18 protein-coding genes are annotated in these 18,447 nt (G+C 63.3%); 11 read left to right on the top strand and 7 right to left on the bottom strand.

What is annotated here, in order from left to right; all coding sequences use genetic code 11:
- The first annotated feature begins 46 nt into the window (after positions 1 to 46).
- From KJP30_RS09185 to KJP30_RS09175, 3 genes are all read left to right on the top strand, one after another.
- Entirely contained in the window at positions 47 to 283 is a 237-nt protein-coding gene (locus tag KJP30_RS09185; protein ID WP_218450099.1) for a hypothetical protein, read from the top strand.
- A gap of 72 nt (positions 284 to 355) precedes the next feature.
- Positions 356 to 589, top strand: a complete 234-nt coding sequence (locus KJP30_RS09180; protein WP_218448741.1) for a GlsB/YeaQ/YmgE family stress response membrane protein — start codon at positions 356 to 358, stop codon at positions 587 to 589.
- A 108-nt stretch (positions 590 to 697) separates the two neighbouring features.
- Positions 698 to 1,687, top strand: a complete 990-nt coding sequence (locus KJP30_RS09175; protein WP_218448740.1) for a glutathione S-transferase family protein — start codon at positions 698 to 700, stop codon at positions 1,685 to 1,687.
- A gap of 6 nt (positions 1,688 to 1,693) precedes the next feature.
- On the opposite strand, the gene KJP30_RS09170 is transcribed toward KJP30_RS09175, so the two are convergent.
- Complete coding sequence (locus tag KJP30_RS09170; RefSeq protein ID WP_218448739.1) at positions 1,694 to 2,056, bottom strand: response regulator transcription factor; 363 nt, start codon at positions 2,054 to 2,056, stop codon at positions 1,694 to 1,696.
- A gap of 236 nt (positions 2,057 to 2,292) precedes the next feature.
- Here KJP30_RS09170 and KJP30_RS09165 point away from each other — a divergent pair, with 236 nt between their 5' ends.
- On the top strand, positions 2,293 to 3,468 hold the full coding sequence (locus KJP30_RS09165; protein ID WP_218448738.1) for a lytic murein transglycosylase: 1,176 nt from the start codon (positions 2,293 to 2,295) through the stop codon (positions 3,466 to 3,468).
- Between the two features lie 78 nt (positions 3,469 to 3,546).
- On the opposite strand, the gene ade is transcribed toward KJP30_RS09165, so the two are convergent.
- Positions 3,547 to 5,241: an adenine deaminase gene (ade, locus tag KJP30_RS09160; RefSeq protein ID WP_218448737.1), complete on the bottom strand. Its 1,695-nt coding sequence runs from the start codon at positions 5,239 to 5,241 to the stop codon at positions 3,547 to 3,549.
- Between the two features lie 247 nt (positions 5,242 to 5,488).
- On the opposite strand from ade, the gene choX reads away from it, so the two are divergent.
- The 4 genes from choX to choV all read left to right on the top strand — a co-directional run bounded on the left by choX (position 5,489) and on the right by choV (position 10,591).
- On the top strand, positions 5,489 to 6,409 hold the full coding sequence (choX, locus tag KJP30_RS09155; protein ID WP_218448736.1) for a choline ABC transporter substrate-binding protein: 921 nt from the start codon (positions 5,489 to 5,491) through the stop codon (positions 6,407 to 6,409).
- A gap of 172 nt (positions 6,410 to 6,581) precedes the next feature.
- A complete protein-coding gene (locus KJP30_RS09150) occupies positions 6,582 to 8,708 on the top strand; it encodes a methyl-accepting chemotaxis protein (RefSeq protein ID WP_218448735.1) in 2,127 nt (708 codons plus the stop codon).
- Positions 8,709 to 8,756: 48 nt separating this feature from the next.
- Complete coding sequence (choW, locus tag KJP30_RS09145; protein WP_218448734.1) at positions 8,757 to 9,587, top strand: choline ABC transporter permease subunit; 831 nt, start codon at positions 8,757 to 8,759, stop codon at positions 9,585 to 9,587.
- On the top strand, positions 9,584 to 10,591 hold the full coding sequence (gene choV / locus KJP30_RS09140) for a choline ABC transporter ATP-binding protein (protein WP_218448733.1): 1,008 nt from the start codon (positions 9,584 to 9,586) through the stop codon (positions 10,589 to 10,591). The genes choW and choV overlap by 4 nt, the downstream gene beginning before the upstream one ends.
- Before the next feature lie 3 nt (positions 10,592 to 10,594).
- On the opposite strand, the gene KJP30_RS09135 is transcribed toward choV, so the two are convergent.
- Positions 10,595 to 11,482, bottom strand: a complete 888-nt coding sequence (locus KJP30_RS09135; RefSeq protein ID WP_218448732.1) for a LysR family transcriptional regulator — start codon at positions 11,480 to 11,482, stop codon at positions 10,595 to 10,597.
- 95 nt (positions 11,483 to 11,577) lie between these two features.
- On the opposite strand from KJP30_RS09135, the gene KJP30_RS09130 reads away from it, so the two are divergent.
- Positions 11,578 to 11,805, top strand: coding sequence for a hypothetical protein (locus KJP30_RS09130; RefSeq protein WP_218448731.1), 228 nt, complete (start codon positions 11,578 to 11,580; stop codon positions 11,803 to 11,805).
- On the opposite strand, the gene KJP30_RS09125 is transcribed toward KJP30_RS09130, so the two are convergent.
- Both KJP30_RS09125 and KJP30_RS09120 read right to left on the bottom strand, forming a co-directional pair.
- On the bottom strand, positions 11,802 to 12,416 hold the full coding sequence (locus tag KJP30_RS09125; RefSeq protein WP_218448730.1) for an enoyl-CoA hydratase/isomerase family protein: 615 nt from the start codon (positions 12,414 to 12,416) through the stop codon (positions 11,802 to 11,804). The two genes, KJP30_RS09130 and KJP30_RS09125, sit on opposite strands and share 4 nt — an antisense overlap.
- Positions 12,413 to 13,168: an SDR family oxidoreductase gene (locus tag KJP30_RS09120; RefSeq protein WP_218448729.1), complete on the bottom strand. Its 756-nt coding sequence runs from the start codon at positions 13,166 to 13,168 to the stop codon at positions 12,413 to 12,415. The genes KJP30_RS09125 and KJP30_RS09120 overlap by 4 nt, the downstream gene beginning before the upstream one ends.
- A 154-nt stretch (positions 13,169 to 13,322) precedes the next feature.
- On the opposite strand from KJP30_RS09120, the gene KJP30_RS09115 reads away from it, so the two are divergent.
- A complete protein-coding gene (locus KJP30_RS09115; RefSeq protein ID WP_218448728.1) occupies positions 13,323 to 14,849 on the top strand; it encodes a DUF2125 domain-containing protein in 1,527 nt (508 codons plus the stop codon).
- Between the two features lie 63 nt (positions 14,850 to 14,912).
- Here KJP30_RS09115 and KJP30_RS09110 read toward each other — a convergent pair whose 3' ends face one another.
- Both KJP30_RS09110 and KJP30_RS09105 read right to left on the bottom strand, forming a co-directional pair.
- A complete protein-coding gene (locus KJP30_RS09110; RefSeq protein ID WP_218448727.1) occupies positions 14,913 to 15,665 on the bottom strand; it encodes an SDR family NAD(P)-dependent oxidoreductase in 753 nt (250 codons plus the stop codon).
- A 57-nt stretch (positions 15,666 to 15,722) separates the two neighbouring features.
- Entirely contained in the window at positions 15,723 to 16,970 is a 1,248-nt protein-coding gene (locus KJP30_RS09105; protein ID WP_218448726.1) for a UbiH/UbiF/VisC/COQ6 family ubiquinone biosynthesis hydroxylase, read from the bottom strand.
- Between the two features lie 49 nt (positions 16,971 to 17,019).
- Here KJP30_RS09105 and KJP30_RS09100 point away from each other — a divergent pair, with 49 nt between their 5' ends.
- Positions 17,020 to 18,351 (top strand): amidase, encoded by a 1,332-nt coding sequence (locus tag KJP30_RS09100; protein ID WP_218448725.1) that lies wholly within the window; start codon positions 17,020 to 17,022, stop codon positions 18,349 to 18,351.
- Positions 18,352 to 18,447: the final 96 nt, after the last annotated feature.

Genomic DNA, 18,447 nt, shown 5'->3' with positions numbered 1-18,447 from the left:
CGGCGGCCATGACGCCTATCGTGGCCGCGAACCGAAGGAGGCGCAGATGTTCCCAACCCTGATCGGCACCGTCGTCATCGCGGGCATCATCGGCTATGCCTCTGAGAAAACCGGCTTTACCCGCAACGGCTTTCTGCCAAGCATCATCATCTGCATCGGCGGCGCATTCCTGTTCTACTTTGTCAGCGTCATGTTCCGCGTGGGATTCGGCAGCCCGGGACTGAACGCCATCCTCGCCTCGATCGGGGCGCTGGTCATCGTGCCCACGCGCTGGCGGCGCTAGGGCTGGCCGCTTGGGGCGCGCTCGCCTATCCTGCTCCCATAGTCCATCGAGTCCCCGGATCAGGAGCTCCCAATGCCCATCGTCTGGCTTGTCATCATCGGCGCCGCCGCCGGTTTCCTTGCGACCCGCCTGATGCGGATGGATACCGGTATCGTGCCGACCATTGCCATTGGCATCGGCGGCGCGCTGATCGGCGGTCTGGTTCTGCGTTTTCTGCTGACCATTGGGGGCATGTTGGCCGGTCTGGTCGGCGCTGTGCTGGGGGCAATGCTGCTGATCTGGCTCTGGCAGACCTACCTGCGCTAGCGTCTGATCTGCGGGCCTGTGCGCCTGCGCAAGTCCCCTGCGCGCCAAGCGGCCTTTGTATGCAGGCCGGTCGGGGCTACCTCCTTTCCCAAGGAATAGGAGGCCCCAATGGGACAACTTGTCGAAGGTACATGGCACTCGGGTTGGTATGACACCAAGGCGTCGGGCGGTAAATTCGTCCGTTCGACTTCGTCGTGGCGCAACTGGATCACCGCGGATGGCGAGGCCGGTCCGACAGGGCAGGGGGGCTTCAAGGCGGAACCGGGTCGCTATCACCTCTACGTCAGCCTTGCCTGTCCCTGGGCGCATCGCGCGCTGATCTTTCGCAGCCTCAAGGGGCTGGAGGATATGATCTCTGTCAGCGTCGTGCATCCTGATATGCTGGACGACGGCTGGACCTTTGAAACCGATGACAAGGCGGCGCGTGGCGACACGCTATATGGTCTGCCGTTCCTGCGTGACATCTATACCAAGGCCGATGCCGCGGCCACCGGTCGCGTGACGGTCCCGGTCCTCTGGGACAAGCAGCGGCAAACCATCGTGTCGAACGAGTCCTCGGAAATCATCCGCATGTTCAACTCGGCCTTCGACGGGATCACCGGCAACCGGAACGACTATTGGCCCGCAGAAATGCGCGATGCCATCGAAGAGGTGAACGCCCGCATCTATGACACGGTGAACAATGGCGTCTACAAATCCGGCTTTGCGACCTCGCAATCCGCCTATGACGAGGCTGTCGGCCCGCTGTTCGACACGCTGGACTGGATCGAAGAGCGTCTATCCCGGCAGCGTTACCTGATGGGCGACACGATCACCGAGGCCGATTGGCGGCTGTTCACCACGCTGATCCGGTTCGACAAGGTCTATCACGGGCATTTCAAGTGCAACCGGTCGCGGATCGTCGATTTTCCAAACCTCTGGGCCTATACGCGGGAACTGTACCAGTGGCCGGGCGTCGCCGCGACGGTGAATTTCGATCACATCACGCGGCACTATTACTACAGCCATGACACCGTGAATCCCCATCGTATCGTTCCCGTGGGCCCCGAACTGGACCTTTGGGCGCCGCACGGGCGTGATGCGCTGCGGGCGGCCTGACCGGGCCTAACCGGCGCGGGCGTAATGCTGCACCATCGTCGCCAGATCGTCCGGGGCGGTGGTGCTTGGCAGATAGGCGCAGGCGTTGGCGCACAGGTTGAAAATCGACCCGTCGGAAAAGAACGTCGTGTTGGTGACAAAGATGATACGTGCGTCGGGCTGCCGGAACTGGGCAAGGTCCGAAACTGCCAGCGCGCTGCCATCCTCCAGCACGACATCAAGAATGATGACTTCGAACTGATGTTTGGCCAGCAGTTCGAAGGCCGCGTCCTGTGTCGTGGCCGTCCAGACCCGTGCTCCGCTTCTTTGCAGGTGATGCTTCCACAGTTGTGCCAAAGGCTCACTGCTTTCGACAATCAGCACGTTCAAGCAGACCTCCTGACGCCCGATCCGGTTTCGGGGCACATACATCAACAACTCGTTAAATTGATCAATCGTTCACAACAGTGAAAAAACGGTTAACTTTGGTCAGTTTTCTGAACATCCGGTAAATTTCTGCCGATGCCCGTTCAAAGTGGCGCCGGAACGCGCGACGAACGAAGCCCGCTTGCCCCGCGCGCCTGTCTTGCTACTGTGCTGCCCAAACGGAGCAATCGGGGAAAATCATGCGTTTTTCGGCTATTTTCGGTGCGCTGATGTTGGCAGGCACGGCCCAGGCACAGGACGTGCCCTGCGGCGGAGGCTTTGGCGCTTTTGTCGATGGGCTGGCACAGGAGGCGGTCACGCTTGGCCATGACCCAGCGGCAGTCCAGCGGTTCTTTGCCAGCGCGCAGAAAAGCGATGCGGTGCTGCGGGCTGACCGCCGCCAAGGGATCTTTCAGGATCCGTTCATCACCTTCTCGCGCAAGCTGATCAGCCAGAACCGGTTGGACAAGGGGCGCCAGATGTCCAGCCGCTATGATAGCGTGTTCGACCGGATCGAAAGCGAATTTGGTCTGTCGCGCGGCGTTTTGCTTGCCTTCTGGGCCTTCGAAACCGATTTCGGCGCCTTTCAGGGCGATTTCAACACGCTCAACGCGTTGGTGACGCTGGCGCATGATTGCCGCCGCCCGGAAATCTTCCGGCCCCAGATCTTTGCGGCCCTGTCCCTTTATGAACAGGGCGATTTCGACCCGCGCACAACGACGGGCGCATGGGCCGGTGAGATCGGCATGGTGCAGATGCTGCCCAAGGACATCCTGATCAATGGCGTCGACGGCGATGGCGATGGCCATGTCACGCCCAAGACCTCGGCCCCCGATGCGCTTATGTCCGGTGCCAAGATGTTGTCGCATCTCGGCTGGCGTCCGAATGAGCCTTGGCTGCAAGAGGTCGATCTGCCCGCCGATCTCGAGTGGTATGACACCGGGATGCACGCCACCAAGACCGTCGCCGAATGGGAACAGCTCGGCGTGCGCGGCAAGCACGGTCCGCTGGATGACGGCCGGTTGGAGGCATCTATCGTGATCCCGCAGGGCCGCAAGGGACCAGCCTTTATCGCGTACCCGAACTTCAGCATCTATTTTGAGTGGAACCAGAGCTTTACCTATGTTCTGACCGCCGCCTATTTCGGCACCCGGCTGGAAGGCGCGCCGGTCTATGACGCGGGCAACCCCGAACAGGGCCTGTCGGGCGAGCAGATGAAGCTCTTGCAGACCAAGCTGGCCGCGCGCGGCTATGACGTGGGCAAGATCGACGGCATTCTCGGTGCCGGCACGCGCGGCGCCGTGCGTGACGTCCAGCGCGAACTGGGCATGCCCGCCGACGCATGGCCGACCCCTGCGTTGTTGAACCGGCTGTAAGGTTCTTGACCTGCATCGGCCCGCAAAGGGCCGGTGCAATGCGGCCGTCTTGCCGCCGCGGCGGGCTGGGGCAGCTCGCTATCCGATGATCTCGAACCGGTTCACGTCCACCATGCCCCGATCGGTGATCTTCAGCGCCGGGATCACCGGCAAGGCAAGGAAGGCAAGCTGCAAAAACGGTTCTTCCAGCCCCACGCCCAGCGATTTCGCCGCCGCCCGCAAGTCCACCAGCCGGGCACGTACGTCCTCGAATGGGTCAAGACTCATCAAGCCGGCCACCGGCAGGGCCAGTTCCGCCAGCACCGCGCCGTCACGGACCACAACGAAACCGCCCTCGATATCACCCAGCCGATTGGCCGCCACGGCCATGTCGCCATAATCCACGCCCACGCAGGCGATATTGTGATGGTCATGGCAGACGGTCGAGGCAATTGCCCCCGCTTTCAGGCCAAATCCCTTGACGAAGCCCGTGGCGATATTGCCGTTCTTCCCGTGTCGCTCCACCACCGCGATCCGCACCAGATCGCGTTCCACGTCCGGCATCTTGTCGCCGTCCTCGATGGCAATGTCTTCGTGCAGGTGGTCGGTCAGGATCTGCCCCTCGCGGATGCCGATCACATCGGTGTCCACCCGGTTGGCGCGGGCGCGAAAGTTTTCGGCCACGACGCGCGGCGCCTTGACCGACTGCCGCCCGACCGGGGCCACTGTCTCGCGCGCGGCAAAGGCCGCCTCGGACAGGACAACGCCCCCGGCCAGCACCATTTGCGCATCGCAGTCCTCCAGCGATCCCAGTGCCACGATATCCGCCCGCTTGCCGGGGGCGATCATGCCGCGATCCTTCAGGCCAAACGCCTCGGCCGCCGACAAGGTCGCCGCCCGGTAAACCGCCAGCGGCGATGAGCCAAGGCGGATCATCTCGCGGATCATGTAATCGAGGTGGCCGTGCTCCCCGATGTCCAGCGGATTGCGGTCATCGGTACACAGGCACATGTAGGGTGCCGTGCGCTCGTCCAGCAGCGGTTGCAGGGCGTGCATGTCCTTCGACACCGATCCTTCGCGGATCAGAACCCGCATCCCCTTGCGCAGCTTTTCCAAGGCTTCAGGGGCCGAGGTTGCCTCGTGCTCGGTGCGGATGCCCGCCGCCACATAGGCGTTCAGATCCTTGCCGGACAGCAGCGGGCAATGCCCGTCCACATGTCCGCCCTCGAACAGGCGCAGCTTGTCCATGCAACCCGGGTCACGGTGGATCACGCCGGGAAAATTCATGAACTCCGCCAGCCCAAGTCCCGATGCGTGCCCCATCAGCCGGGCAATCGCCGCCGCATCCAGTTCGGCACCGGCTGTTTCCATGTGGGTCGAGGGCACGCAGGACGACAGTTGCACCTTGATGTCGATCAGCGTGTGCAGGCTCGCCTGCTGGAAATAGCGGACCCCGGCTTCGCCCACCACATTGGCAATTTCATGCGGGTCACAAATCGCCGTCGTCACCCCGCGCGGCCCAACGCAACGGTCGAATTCGAATGGCGTCACCAGCGAGCTTTCGATGTGCAGATGCGTGTCGATAAAGCCGGGTACAAGGATCAGGCCCGACACGTCGATCACCTCACGCCCCTCATAGCTGTCAAAGACACCGACGATCGTGTCGCCGCAGATCGCGACGTCCCCCTCAAGCAAGGCTCCGGTCACAAGGTCAAAAATGCGCGCGCCTCGCAGGACCTTGTCCGCCACCTCGTCGCCGCGTCCCTGCGCGATGCGCCGTTCCAGATCCGCCATTTGCCTGCCTCCGTGCCGCCTTGGTCCCGATGATGGCACAGGCCCGCCCCACCTGCGAGACCTTCCCGAGCGGCAAAGGGCCGCCCGCAACACAGTGCAGTCACATGCCCGTCGTCCCGGTTTCTTCTTGGCAAAAATACTCCGGGGGAGGCGACCGCAGGGCGCCGGGGGCAGAGCCCCCTTGTCCGGTTGCAATGGGCGGCAAGGCGCTGTCTACTTGCGCGCAAAACCAACATGGGAGAAAGCAATGAAAAAGACCCTCACTTCCGCACTTGCGCTCAGCTTTGCCGCTGGCACCGCCCTGGCCGATTGCGGCACCGTCACCTTTTCTGACGTAGGCTGGACCGACATCACGGCCACCACGGCGGCCACCACGCTGGTTCTGGATGCGCTGGGCTACGAGACCGAGATCAAAGTTCTGTCGGTGCCCGTCACTTATACCTCCATGGCCAATGGCGACATCGACATCTTCCTCGGCAACTGGATGCCGACGATGGAGGCAGATATCGCCCCCTATCGGGATGCCGGCACCGTCGACACCGTCCGCGCCAACCTGCATGGCGCGAAATACACGCTGGCGACCAATGCGGCAGGGGCCGCCATGGGGATCAAGGACTTCGCCGATATCGCGGCGCATGCGGATGCTCTGGACGAAACCATCTATGGCATCGAACCTGGCAATGATGGCAACCGCCTGATCATCGACATGATCGACAAGGACGCCTTTGGACTGAACGCTTTCGAGGTCAAGGAAAGCTCGGAACAGGGCATGCTGGCACAGGTCGGGCGTGCGGTGAAACGTGACGAACCGGTGATCTTCCTCGCGTGGGAGCCGCACCCGATGAACGCCAACTATGATCTGACCTACCTGACGGGCGGGGACGATTACTTTGGCCCCGATCTGGGTGGTGCCACGGTCTATACCAACACCCGCGCGGGTTATGTCGAGGAATGCCCGAACGTTGGCGCTTTGCTGACAAACCTCGAGTTTTCGCTGGCGATGGAAAACGAGATCATGGGCCTGATCCTGGACGAAGGCGAAGAGCCGGAGGCCGCAGCAAAGACCTGGCTTTCGGCCAATACGCAGGTGCTGGATGGTTGGCTTGACGGCGTGACCGCCAAGGATGGCGGCGACGCCAAGGCGGCGGTCATGGGCGCGCTGCAATAAGAAAATCGGGCGGGGCGCATTGGTGCCTCGCCCATTGCCTTGGGGCAATTGAACAAAATGCGCCCTAAGCGCGCAAAGGCTTATTCAATCATCCTTCACCTTTCTTGACGAGCCTGCGCGGGTCCCGCGCCGCGGCCCGGGTTGTGTCCAGTGCGTCGAGGAAGGGCTTTACATGAAACTGCGGTGGATCCTCTTGACCCTGCTTGCGCCGATGGTCGGGCTGTTGGGGTTCTATGTCTGGTTACAGATCGACCGGCTGGACAAGGAGGCCGCGCAGGCCGGTCAGGTTTACGACGTGATCGCCGAGGTCAGGCTGCTGCGAGAGGCGCAGTATCACCTGGGCGCGGAAATGGCGTTGGCGGCCGGTGTCTTGGGGTCGTTCGGCGATGCGGGGGCCGAGGGTTTCGCGGCGCAGGTTGCCGTGACCGACGCAGCACTGGACCGCTTGCAAACAGGTCTTTCGCTGTTGACCGGGCGTGCGCCGCAGGCCGGGGACCGCCTGATCACGCTGACAGAGCGGTTGGGCGTGGCGCGCGGGAATGTCGATGACCTTCTGGTGCCGGCCAATGATGGCCGCCTTGTTTATGCCGCGCTGCTGGAGGATCTGGACCGTCTGGCAGAGGCGGCTTTGTCGATCCGCGCCGACAGCGCCGTGCTGGACCGCCTGCGGGCCATGGCGGCCCTGTCCGAAGTGCGCCTTTGGTCCGCAAGAGAGGCGGCGCTGGGCGCAACCGCGGTCACCGAATGGTCCTTCAACACTGTCGCCTATTCCGAGTTCCTGACCGCGATCCGGCTGGAAGGTATCGGGCTGGAAACCGCGGGTCGCCTCTCCGGTCAACCGGCGCTGGGCACGTCGGTGTCAGAGGGGGCGGCCTGGGCGGCATTGCAGGATAGTCGCAACGCAATCTTCCGCGCCCGGCTGGGCTCGGGTGACTGGGAGGCGCTGTCCTTCGACGCTTGGATCGGTGTTCACGCGGACTGGCAGGCCGCCCTTCAGGGGATCGAGACCGAGCTGATCGAGGATACGATGTCATTGGCCGCGGTGGCGCGGTCGACGGCAAATGACGTCCGGCGCCGCCAGCTTTGGACCGCTATCGGTGCCGCCATCCTGGTGGTTGGATTGGCTGTCCTCATATTCGAGATCATGTCCCGTCGCATCCGGCAGCTGCGCGCCGTGTTGTTTGAGTTTGCAAATGATCGCTTTGATCTGGACGTTCCCTGCCTGAACGGTGGAAGCGAGATCTGCGATCTTGCCCGCTCCATCGAAGAGCTGAAGGTCAAGACACTGGCTATTCGCGCCGAGAATGACCGCATCCGCGAGGCCAATGAGGCTGAACTGAACGCCAAGCACCAACAGGTGGTCGACCTTGTGACCGAGGGGCTGCGCGCTCTGGCCGAGGCAGATTTATCGCTGCATTTCGATGTGCCTCTGGCACCGGAATACGATGCCATCCGCACCGATTTCAACACGGCGGCGGCGCGGTTGCGCACCGTGCTTGGGGCGCTTGCCGAAACCGCCGGTGACCTCGATTCACGTGCTGGCAACATGCGCGGCACCGCCGGGGATCTGGCCGGGCGAACGGAACGGCAAGTCGAAACCATCGGCCACGCCGGCGATGCGGTGGGCGCCTTGGTTGCGGCGCAGGACACGGCGCGTGAGGCACTTGGCAGCGCCAAGAGCCTTGCCGATGACGCCCGTGCGCGCGCCGATGAATCGCGCGAGGTGGTCCGCAGGGCCATCGCCGCCATGGACAGGATTTCGGGATCGTCCGAACAGATCAGTCAGATTTCGGCGCTGATCGAGGATATCGCCTTTCAGACCAATCTTTTGGCCCTGAATGCGGGGGTCGAGGCCGCCCGGGCGGGCAGCGCGGGCAAGGGCTTTGCCGTCGTGGCCGAAGAAGTGCGCGAACTGGCCAGCCGTTCGGCCAGTGCCGCGATGGACATCAAGAAGCTGATCGAGGAAAGCGGGCGGGAAATCCGCACCGGGGTCGATCTTGTGGATGAAACCGGCGGCGCGTTGGAGGCGATCCGCGACCGTGTGCGCGACGTGGACGAAACCATCGCTGAACTGGCCCGTGCCGCCGACGGCCAGACCCGCAGCCTTGATGCCGTTCTGGCCAATATGACCGAGCTGCATAGCCTTACCGGCCAGAACACCGAGGTCGCCGAAGCCAGCCGTTCGGCGGCCACGGACCTTGCCCGGCAGGCAGGGCAACTGTCGCGTCTGGTGGGCGAATTCACCCTTGGTCAGGGTGCGACCCGGTCTCCGCAAACCGTACCGAAACGCGCGGCCTGACCTTCCGCGCGCTTGACCTCTGCCCGGGGCGGGACGATGGTTTGCGCCATGGAATGGCTGACAGAGTACAAGATCCCCGTGGGGGACGCCGCCGAGGCGGGTTTCGACTGGTTGCAGGATCATGGCGCGTGGTTCTTTGACGGCATGGCCGTCGCGATGGAGGCGCTGATCGACGGCATCCTTTGGGTGTTGCAGGAACCGCATCCTTTGATCGTGATCGTGGTGCTGACATTGGCAACCTTTGCCTTGCACCGAAGATGGCAGGCACCGACGCTCGTGCTGGTCGGTTTTCTGTTTGTCCTGAATCAGGGGTACTGGGAAGAAACGACCGAAAGCCTGACACTGGTTCTGTCCGCCTGCGTGGTCTGCATGGGGGTCGGCGTGCCCATCGGCATCGTCGCGGCGCATAACCCGGGCCTGTATCGTTTTATGCGTCCGATCCTGGACCTGATGCAGACCTTGCCGACCTTTGTGTACCTGATCCCGGCCATTGTCTTTTTCGGTATCGGCATGGTGCCGGGCCTGATTGCAACAGTGATCTTCGTTGTCCCCGCGCCGATCCGCCTGACGCATCTGGGCATATCCTCGACGCCCAAGTCGCTGCTGGAGGCCGCGGATGCCTTTGGCGCCACCCCGGGGCAAAAGCTGTGGAAAGTGGAATTGCCCTCGGCCTTGCCGCAGATCATGGCGGGCTTGAACCAGACCATCATGCTGTCGCTGTCCATGGTGGTCATCGCGGCACTGGTCGGGGCCGACGGTCTGGGCGTTCCGGTTGTGCGGGCGCTGAACCGGGTCGATACGGGGCTTGGCTTTGAGGCCGGGCTGATCATCGTCGTGGTCGCCATCATGCTGGACCGTGCGCTGAGGTGGAAACAATGAGCGCAGTATCTTTTGAAAATGTTTCGATCGTCTTTGGCGATCACCCGCAGGCGGCGCTGCCTCTGGCGGACAAAGGTATGGACCGGGCGGGCATCCAGTCCGAGACCGGGCAGGTTCTGGGCGCGCATGATTGCAGCCTGACTGTCGAAGAGGGGGAAATCGTCGTCCTGATGGGGCTGTCTGGCTCTGGCAAGTCGACCCTTTTGCGCGCTGTCAACGGGTTGAACAAGGTCGCGCGGGGCCGCGTTCTGGTGAACGATGGCGGTGAAATGGTCGATGTGGCGGACTGCCGGTCAAATCGTCTGCGCGAAATCCGCCAAAAACGCGTCGCCATGGTGTTCCAGCAGTTTGGGCTGTTGCCTTGGCGCACTGTGGCCGAAAACGTTGGTTTTGGTCTGGAACTGGCCGGGCAGGGCGCCAGTGAACGCGCGGCCACCGTTGATCGTCAACTGGCGCTTGTGGGGCTGTCGGACTGGGGCAGCCGCAAGGTTGGCGAACTGTCGGGCGGGATGCAGCAACGGGTGGGGCTTGCGCGCGCCTTTGCCACCGATGCGCCGATCCTCTTGATGGATGAACCGTTTTCGGCGCTGGATCCGTTGATCCGGACCCGGTTGCAGGATGAACTGCTTGACCTGCAACGCGAGTTGAAACGCACCATCCTTTTTGTCAGCCATGATCTGGACGAGGCGTTCAAGATCGGCAATCGCATCGCGATCATGGAAGGTGGACGCATCGTCCAGACCGGCACCCCGCGAGAGATCTTTTCCGCGCCCGCCTCGGACTATGTGGCCGATTTCGTGGCCAATATGAACCCGCTGGGCGTATTGACGGCACGGGACGTGATGGAGCCGGGCACGGGGCAGGCCGAAGTCGCCGCCGAAACGGCAATCCGTGATCTGATGCCGCGCCTCAAGGAGGGGCCGTTGACTGTGACGGAGGGCGGTGCGGTCCTTGGCCGTGTCACCGCCGACAGCGTGATCCACCGTCTGTGCAGCGAAGGCTGAGCGTCAGCGAAAGATGGCGGCATAACGCGGGGCAAAGAACCTTGCAAAAGCCTTTACCTCGGGGCGCCGATAAGACCGGGGTGAAATCAGCATCAGGTGCTGCATATCAAGCTCCGGGATCGGATCGAAACAGGCCCGGATGCCGGGCCTGTCCGCCGCCAGCCGGACGTTCTGCACGCCAAGCCCGCGGCCCGAGGCGATGGCGGCCTCTAACAGGTCGATCTCGGCAAAGACCTGCACGATCCGGCTTTGGGGAACATGACGCAGCAACCAATCATGCAGCGCCGGGGGAACACCGGGGCGCATGAAACTGACAAAGCGGTGGTCTGCCATTTCTTCGACGGATCGCGGCAGGCCGTATCGTTCCGCGTACCGGTCTGATCCGAAAAGGGCGAACCGTGCGGTGCTGATCTTGCGGCAGATCAGATCAGGGTCCACCGGGTTGCGGGTCAGCCGCAGGGCAATGTCGGCCTCGCCGCCCATCAGGTCCAGCGGAGTCACGCTGGGCAGGAAATCAAAGCTGACTTCGGGGTGACGTTCGGCGAAGGCGTCGAAGATCGCCATCGCCCGAGGAGAGAAATTGCGGTTGACCGCGGTGATCCGGATCATGCGCGGCGCAGCGAGCGCGGCGGCCCTTTCGGACAGGGCGGTGGCGGCGTGCTCTATGTTTTCGGCCAAGGGCAGGATGTCCAGCGCCGCAGCGGTGGGATGAAAACCGCGCGTGTCCTTGTCGAACAGCACCAACCCCAGTTCATGTTCCAGCGCCTCAATCCTTCGGGCCACGGTGGGTTGCGCCATGCCCAGCCCCTTGCTGGCCGCCAATGTCGAACCCTTGCGTACGACAGCAAGGAACACGCGCAGATCGGACCAGTTGCGAAGCGAGCTCTTCATTTATGTAGAGCAACACAACGTTGCAGAGGATACCAGTCCAAAGTTGACGTATGGTAATTTAAGGTCAGTCCACGCCGTTGCCCCGGAGACCCGCCATGGCCCTGATCGACTTTCCCCAGACCTCCGCAGGCTTGCCCGCCTACACGGCCCTGCGCCGGACCTTGGCCCGGTTGTTTGCCTCGGCAAGGCCGATCGGAAACAGCCACGAAGAGGCCGCAGCGACCCGCGCATTGATGCGCGAGATGATCGACCGCAGCCCCGAGGCCTTTGCCAGCGAATGCGACGTGCACCAGATGATGCACGTCTATCCCGGCCGGTTCTAACGCTGACCGATCAGCCCCTTGATCGCCCGCGCATGGGCTGGATCCGCGCCGATTGTGTCCTCGGTCAGGCTGAGCGCCGTGCCGATCAGGTCGCTGTCCACGATCCGGTCGATCAGGCCCCAGGTCTGCGCCTCTTCGACCGGGATCTTCTGCCCGGCCATTAGGATCATCTTGGCCCGAGCGGGGCCGACCAGTTCCGCCAAGCGCGCCGGGTCTGACGGCTGCGGCAGGAATCCGAGCTTCATCACCGGGTAAAAGACCTTGGCCCCGGGAACCGAGATCCTTAGGTCACAGGCCAGCGCCATGCCCATGGCTCCACCCGCCACCGTGCCGTTCAGGGCGCAGATCGTCAGGCCCGGGTGGCGGACAATCGCCCCCGACAGCCGTTCCCAAAGCGGAGAGACCGCCAGACCCGCCTTGGCGGCGTCAAGGTCCGCGCCTGCCGAAAACACCTTGCCCGAGCCGGTCAGGATCAATGCCCGCGCACCGGTCTGGGCCGCTTCGGCGATCTCGCAAAGTGTGACCAGCATCTCGGCGGTCAGCGAGTTCGCCTTGTCCGGCCGGTCGATCGTGGCGATCCACAGCGCCTCGTCCTTGTCCAGCCGGATCATGTCAGGCCGACCGCCTTGCGCACGTCTTCGTCCCGCAGCGAGATTTCGCCGCCGCGATAGGCGTCCACCGCGTCAGAACACATCCAGACCAAGGCCCGTGCGACCCATTCGGGGGGGATATGGTCCGACCAGTCCAACTGGCTGACCGGGTTGATGCCGCTCGCCTTAATCTCGCGCTGCATTTGCGTGGCCACGGTGCCGGGCGAAAGTGACAGCGCGCGGATGCCCTTGTCGCGGTATTCCTTGTCCAGCATCCGGGTCAGCATCAAAGCGCCTGCCTTGGACGAACAATAGTGCGACCACGCCTCGACCGGGCCATGCGCCGCGCCGGATCCGATGGTCAGCACGGTTCCGCCGCCGTTGTCCAGCATCACAGGCAGCGCGGCGCGCATTCCATGGAACACGCCCTTGAGGTTGATGTCGATCACTTCGCCCCATGCTGCCGGGTCGGCGTCGGCCATATGGGCGACGGGTTCGATCACGCCTGCGTTGTTCACGAGGACGTCCAGACCGCCATGCGCCTCGACGCATTTTGCGACGGCCTGCTCCATTTCCCAGTATCGGGCGATGTCACAGGGAATGGCCACGGCCTGTTCACCGATCTCGCCTGCAAGGTCGGCCACCGCTTCGGCCGAACGTGCCACCAGCGCCACTTTTGCGCCTGCCGCGGCAAATGCCCGCGCTGCTTCGGCCCCGATTCCGCGGCTTGCGCCCGTGATCAGTACCGTCTTTCCGCCTAGGTCGACGCCCATGTCTGGTCTCCTGCAGGAATTGGTCTACTGCGCCACAAAATGGCGTCTCGCAACTGTCGTAATCGCTCAATAGTATGGAATCCAGTCCCTTGACCGGGCCCAAGAAGGCCTTGAGACTACACACATTCGTTTGCCCCGACAGAGAGGAGACATTATGAAACGCTACGCAACAGCCTCGGCGCTGGCCATCGTCGCGATGGCAGGCCCGAGCTGGGCCGACGTCACGCCCCAGCAGGTCTGGGACGATTTCGAAGCCTACATGACCAATTTCGGGTACGAGATCACCGCCACCGAGGCGATGGAAGGCTCGTCCCTCGTGGTGTCGGACATGACCATGGTCGTGACCATCCCCGAGGAAGACGGCGTCATCCGCCTTGTGATGCCGCCGATGACCTTCGCCGAAGCAGGCGAGGGCGCGGTTTCCGTCACCTACCCCGAATCCGGTGAGCTTACCGCCTTCTTCGTCGAAGGTGATGAAACTGTCGGAGAAATCGTCGTCGCCATGACCCACAGCGGGTTGGAGATGATGGTGACCGGCGACCCCGGCGACCTGACCTACACCTATTCGGGCGACAGCATCGGCTTGCAGCTGGTCCGGATCTTTGACCACGAAGAGGGTGAAGAGATCGGGCGCGACGTTGTCGATGCGTCGATGTCGATGGGGCCGCTGTCCGGCACCTCGCATATCATGATCGACGACACCATGCGCCGGATCGAACAGGACATGTCGATGGGCAACCTGGCGCTGTCGGTCAAGTTCGACGATCCCGAAGGGGACGAGGGCGGCATGTTCTCGATGAACCTGACCGGCCTCAGCAGCGGTGGCTCCACCTACCTGCCGCTGGATCTCGACATCGAGGATCCGACCTCGATGTTCAAGAACGGCGGCGCGGTCGATGTCGTGCTCAAGCATACCGGCGGCCAGACCGAATTCGCCTTCGACGAAGGCGATGGCCCGACCACCGGCAAGTTCAGCTCGACCGGCGGCGAATTTGGCGTTGCAGTGTCTGAAACCAACCTGACCTATGCCATCTCGGGCACCGGGCAGTCGGTTGCCATGGCGGGCCCGGACCTGCCGTTGCCGATCAGCGCCGAACTGGGTGAGGTCGGTTTCGCTCTGGAACTGCCGCTGAGCCCGTCGGAAGAACCGCAGCCGGCGTCGCTGTCGGTGATCCTTGGTGATTTCACCATGGACAACATGCTGTGGAACATCTTCGATCCGGGCGAAGTTCTGCCGCGCGATCCGGCCACCGTTGCCTTCAACCTGAACGCCATGGTTACGCCTTTCGTCAGCCTCATGGATACCGAGGCGATGGAAAAGCTGGGCATGACCGGTGGCGTTCCGGGTGAGCTGAACTCGCTCACGCTCAGCGATTTCGTGGTCGACATGGTTGGCGGCGTGGTCCTTGGTTCGGGGGCGTTCACCTTCGACAACACGGATCTCGACAGCTTTGACGGTTTCCCGCGTCCGGAAGGCAAGCTGGATCTTCAGGTTTCCGGTGCCAACACGCTGATCGACAACCTGATCTCGATGGGTCTGCTGCCCGAAGAGGATGCGATGGGCTTCCGCATGATGATGTCGATGTTCACCGTTCCGGGCGAAGAGCCGGATTCGATGACCTCGACCATCGAAGTCAACGCCGAAGGCCATGTTCTGGCCAACGGTCAGCGCATCAAGTAAATCGCCGTCAGGCGACATGGAAAGGGCGGGGCAATCCCCGCCCTTTTCGTTTGCGGCGGCGGATCAGGCGCGCAGCGCCGGCAGACCCACGCCGGTGGAATCGAACCCGCCATCCACGGCCACGATCTGTCCCGTCACGTAAGAAGCCTTTTCCGAGGCGAGGAAAACGATCACCTCGGCCAGTTCGCGTTCGCTGCCATAGCGGTTCAGCGGAATGGAATCGTGGTAGGCTTGGATGATCTCGGGCGTGTGCACGGCCATCGACAGCTTGGTCTTGACCGGCCCGGGTGCCACGCAGTTCACCCGGATGCCGTATTCCCCAAGTTCCGCGGCGTGTTGTTTCGTCAACTGGATCACCGCTGCCTTGGAGGTGCCATAGGCCACCCGCAGGGTCGAAGCGCGCAGCCCGCTGATCGAGGCGATGTTGACGATGGCGCCCTGGGTTTCCTTCAGATGCGGGGCCACCTCTTGCGAGCACAGAAACACACCGTCGAGGTTCGTTTCCATCACACGCCGCCACATGGTGAAATCGCAATCCGCGACGGGGCCGAACTCAGCCACGCCGGCATTGTTGACCAGCGCGTCGATGCGCCCGGCCCAGTCCATCGTCTCGCGCGCCATGGCGCCAACGTCCTGTGGGTTCGACACGTCGCGGACCAGTGGCAGCACGTTTTCGCGCGTGGCGGTCTGTTTCAGCAACTCGTCACCGTCGCGGTCCAGCATCGCCACATGCCAGCCGTTTTCCAGAAACAGGTCAGCGGTGGCCAGCCCGATGCCGCGCGCGGCCCCGGTGACAATCGCGCATTTCTTTTCCATGAAGTTCCTCCCTGAATTGGGCGCAGTCTACGCCCAAAGCAGCAAGGGTAAAGGCCTTCAGGCGCGCATCAGGTCGGGCAGGTCGCCGGTCAATCCTGCTGCCTCGCGGATAAACCCGCGCCGTAATCCAGGGGCGGCATTGATCGCGGCCATGCCGATATCGCGGCCCAGTCGCAACAGCGGGTTGTCATTGGAAAACAGTCGGTTGAACAGGTCGGTCGAGGCCGCAAGCGAGGCGGTGTCGAACCTCCGCCATTGGGCATAACGGTCCAGCACACCCGGCCCGGCGATGTCTTCGCCGCGCCGTACCGCATGGATGATGACATGGGCCAGCGCCGCGACGTCGCGCAGCCCTGCGTTCAGGCCCTGTCCTGCGATCGGGTGCATGCGATGTGCCGCATCCCCGACCAGCGCCACACGATCCGAAACGAAATCGTGCGCCAGAGACAGCGTCAGCGGATAGGTGAAACGCGCCCCCTCAAGTGAAATCTCGCCAAGGAAGTCGCCAAAGCGGGGTCGCAGCACTTGCAGGTATTCCGGATCGGGCAGGGCATTGATGGCCTTGGCCCGGCTGTCTGTTTCGCTCCAGACGATGCTGGACCGATTGCCGGTCAGCGGCAGGATCGCCAGCGGACCGGCGGGAAGGAACAACTGATGCGCAACGCCGTCATGTGGTTGTTCATGTGCAATCGCGCAGACCAGCGCGGTTTGCCCATAGCTCCAACCCATGCGGCGGATTCCGGCGCGGCGCGCGACGCCGCTGCGCTGTCCGTCGGCGCCCACGATCAGGCGCCCTTGCAGAACGGTGCCATCCGCCAACGTCACCGAGGCCCCGGAGGTATCGATCGCTTGCCCCGTGGCCAGCGTTTCTGACCTGTGGTCGATCAATTCGGACCCGGCCAGAGCCTCTAGCAGGGCGCGGCGGATATAGCGGTCCTCGACCATAAAGCCCATCGGGCCATCCTCGATCTCGGCGCTGTCGAAATGCAGGCCAAGAAACACACCGGCATCGCCAACCCGCCCGTCCGAGACCTTGATCTGGTTCATCGGCTGGGCATGGGCATCCAGTTCGGACCAAAGCCCAAGCCGTTCCAGCATGCGTTGCGACGACCGTGCAAGCGCGTAGGAACGCCCGTCGAAACCCTCTGCCTTGCGGCTGTTCAGCGGCAGGGCATCCACGACGCAGGACCGCAGACCGGCCTGGGCGGCGGCAAGGGCAAGCGCGGGGCCGTTCAGACCGCCGCCGATGATAATCAGGTCATACTTCATGAGCCGCAATATGGAGGCCCGCACGGGATTGTCCATGCGCCCGCCTGCCGCTACCGTCGGGGTCGCAGCGAAAGGGGAGGGCAGAATGAGCGACTGGACTGAAATGACCGCCGCGGATCTGGGACGTGGAATCGCGGAGGGCGCAATCGATCCGGTGGCGCTGGCCGAACATTTCCTGAACCAAATCAACACGCATCCCATGCGGGACCGAATCTATGCCCGGCTGACGCCCGATCGCGCGCTGGCCGAGGCAGAGGCCGCGAAAACGCGCGCGCAACTGGGTTTGCGCGTGCATCCTCTGGACGGCGTGCCGATCAGTTGGAAAGATCTATATGACACCGCCGGAACCGTAACCGAGGCGGGCTCGGGCCTGCTGGCGGGGCGCATTCCGGACCGGGACGCAGAGGTGCTGCGCAATGCCACGCGCAACGGCATGGTCTGCCTCGGCAAGACGCATATGTCAGAACTGGCCTTTTCCGGGCTTGGCCTCAACCCCGTAACCGCGACCGCCCCTTGCGTGAACGACCCCGAGGCTGTGGCCGGAGGGTCATCCTCTGGGGCGGCAGCCTCTGTTGCCTTTGGTCTGGCCCCGGCGGCGGTCGGCTCTGATACGGGCGGATCTGTGCGGCTTCCGGCCTGCTGGAACGATCTTGTCGGGCTGAAAACCACATCCGGGCGGCTCAGCCTGTCCGGGGTCGTGCCTCTGATCGCGCGATTCGATACGGTCGGCCCGCTGTGCCGCACGGTCGAGGACGCGGCGCTGATGCTGTCAGCGCTAGAGGGCGCTCCGGCCCCCGATCTGACCGGTGTGGACCTGTCTGGCCGGCGCTTTGCCGCGCTGCAAACCGTGGTCATGGACGATCTGGACGACGCCCCGGCGCGCGCCTATGCCACCGCACTGAACAAGCTGCGCGAAGCCGGGGCCAGCATCGTCGAGCTGGAGTTTCCCGAAATTGCCCGCCCCCATGCCGATTCCGGGATGCTGTACACAGCCGAGGCCTGGGCCACCTGGCGCGAGGCCATCACTTCGCAGCCCGATGTGATGTTTGCCCCGATCCGCGAACGGTTCGAGGCAGGTGCCGCCCATTCGGCGGCGGACTTCATCGCGGCTTGGCAAGGCATTGACGTCATGCGCGCCCGCTGGGCCGAGGTCACGGCGGGATTCGATGCGGTTCTCTGCCCGACGGCTCCGAATCTGCCCGAAAAGGTCGACAAGCTGATGGAGCTGGGCGACACCTATGTTCAGGCGAACCTGCGCACGTTGCGCAATACCCGGATCGGCAACCTGCTGGGCGGCGCCATCGTGACCTTGCCCACAGGCACGCCGTCCTGCGGGATTTCCCTGATGGGGGCACCGATGGGCGAACATCGCCTGCTTCGGCTGGCCGCCGCGGTCGAGGGCGCGCTGTCCGGTTAACTTTGGTTAATTCCGCGCGACTGCGGCTTTGACGTCACATCGGGGTTTGGCAGGTCCTTGATTCTGGACAGAACCCCCTGTTTTTCCGTATCCTGC

Source organism: Antarctobacter sediminis, from assembly GCF_019218285.1.
Classification (GTDB): Bacteria; Pseudomonadota; Alphaproteobacteria; order Rhodobacterales; family Rhodobacteraceae; genus Antarctobacter; species Antarctobacter sediminis.
The sequence above is the reverse complement of the archived record's forward strand: the minus strand, read 5'-3'. Positions and strand labels throughout refer to the sequence as shown.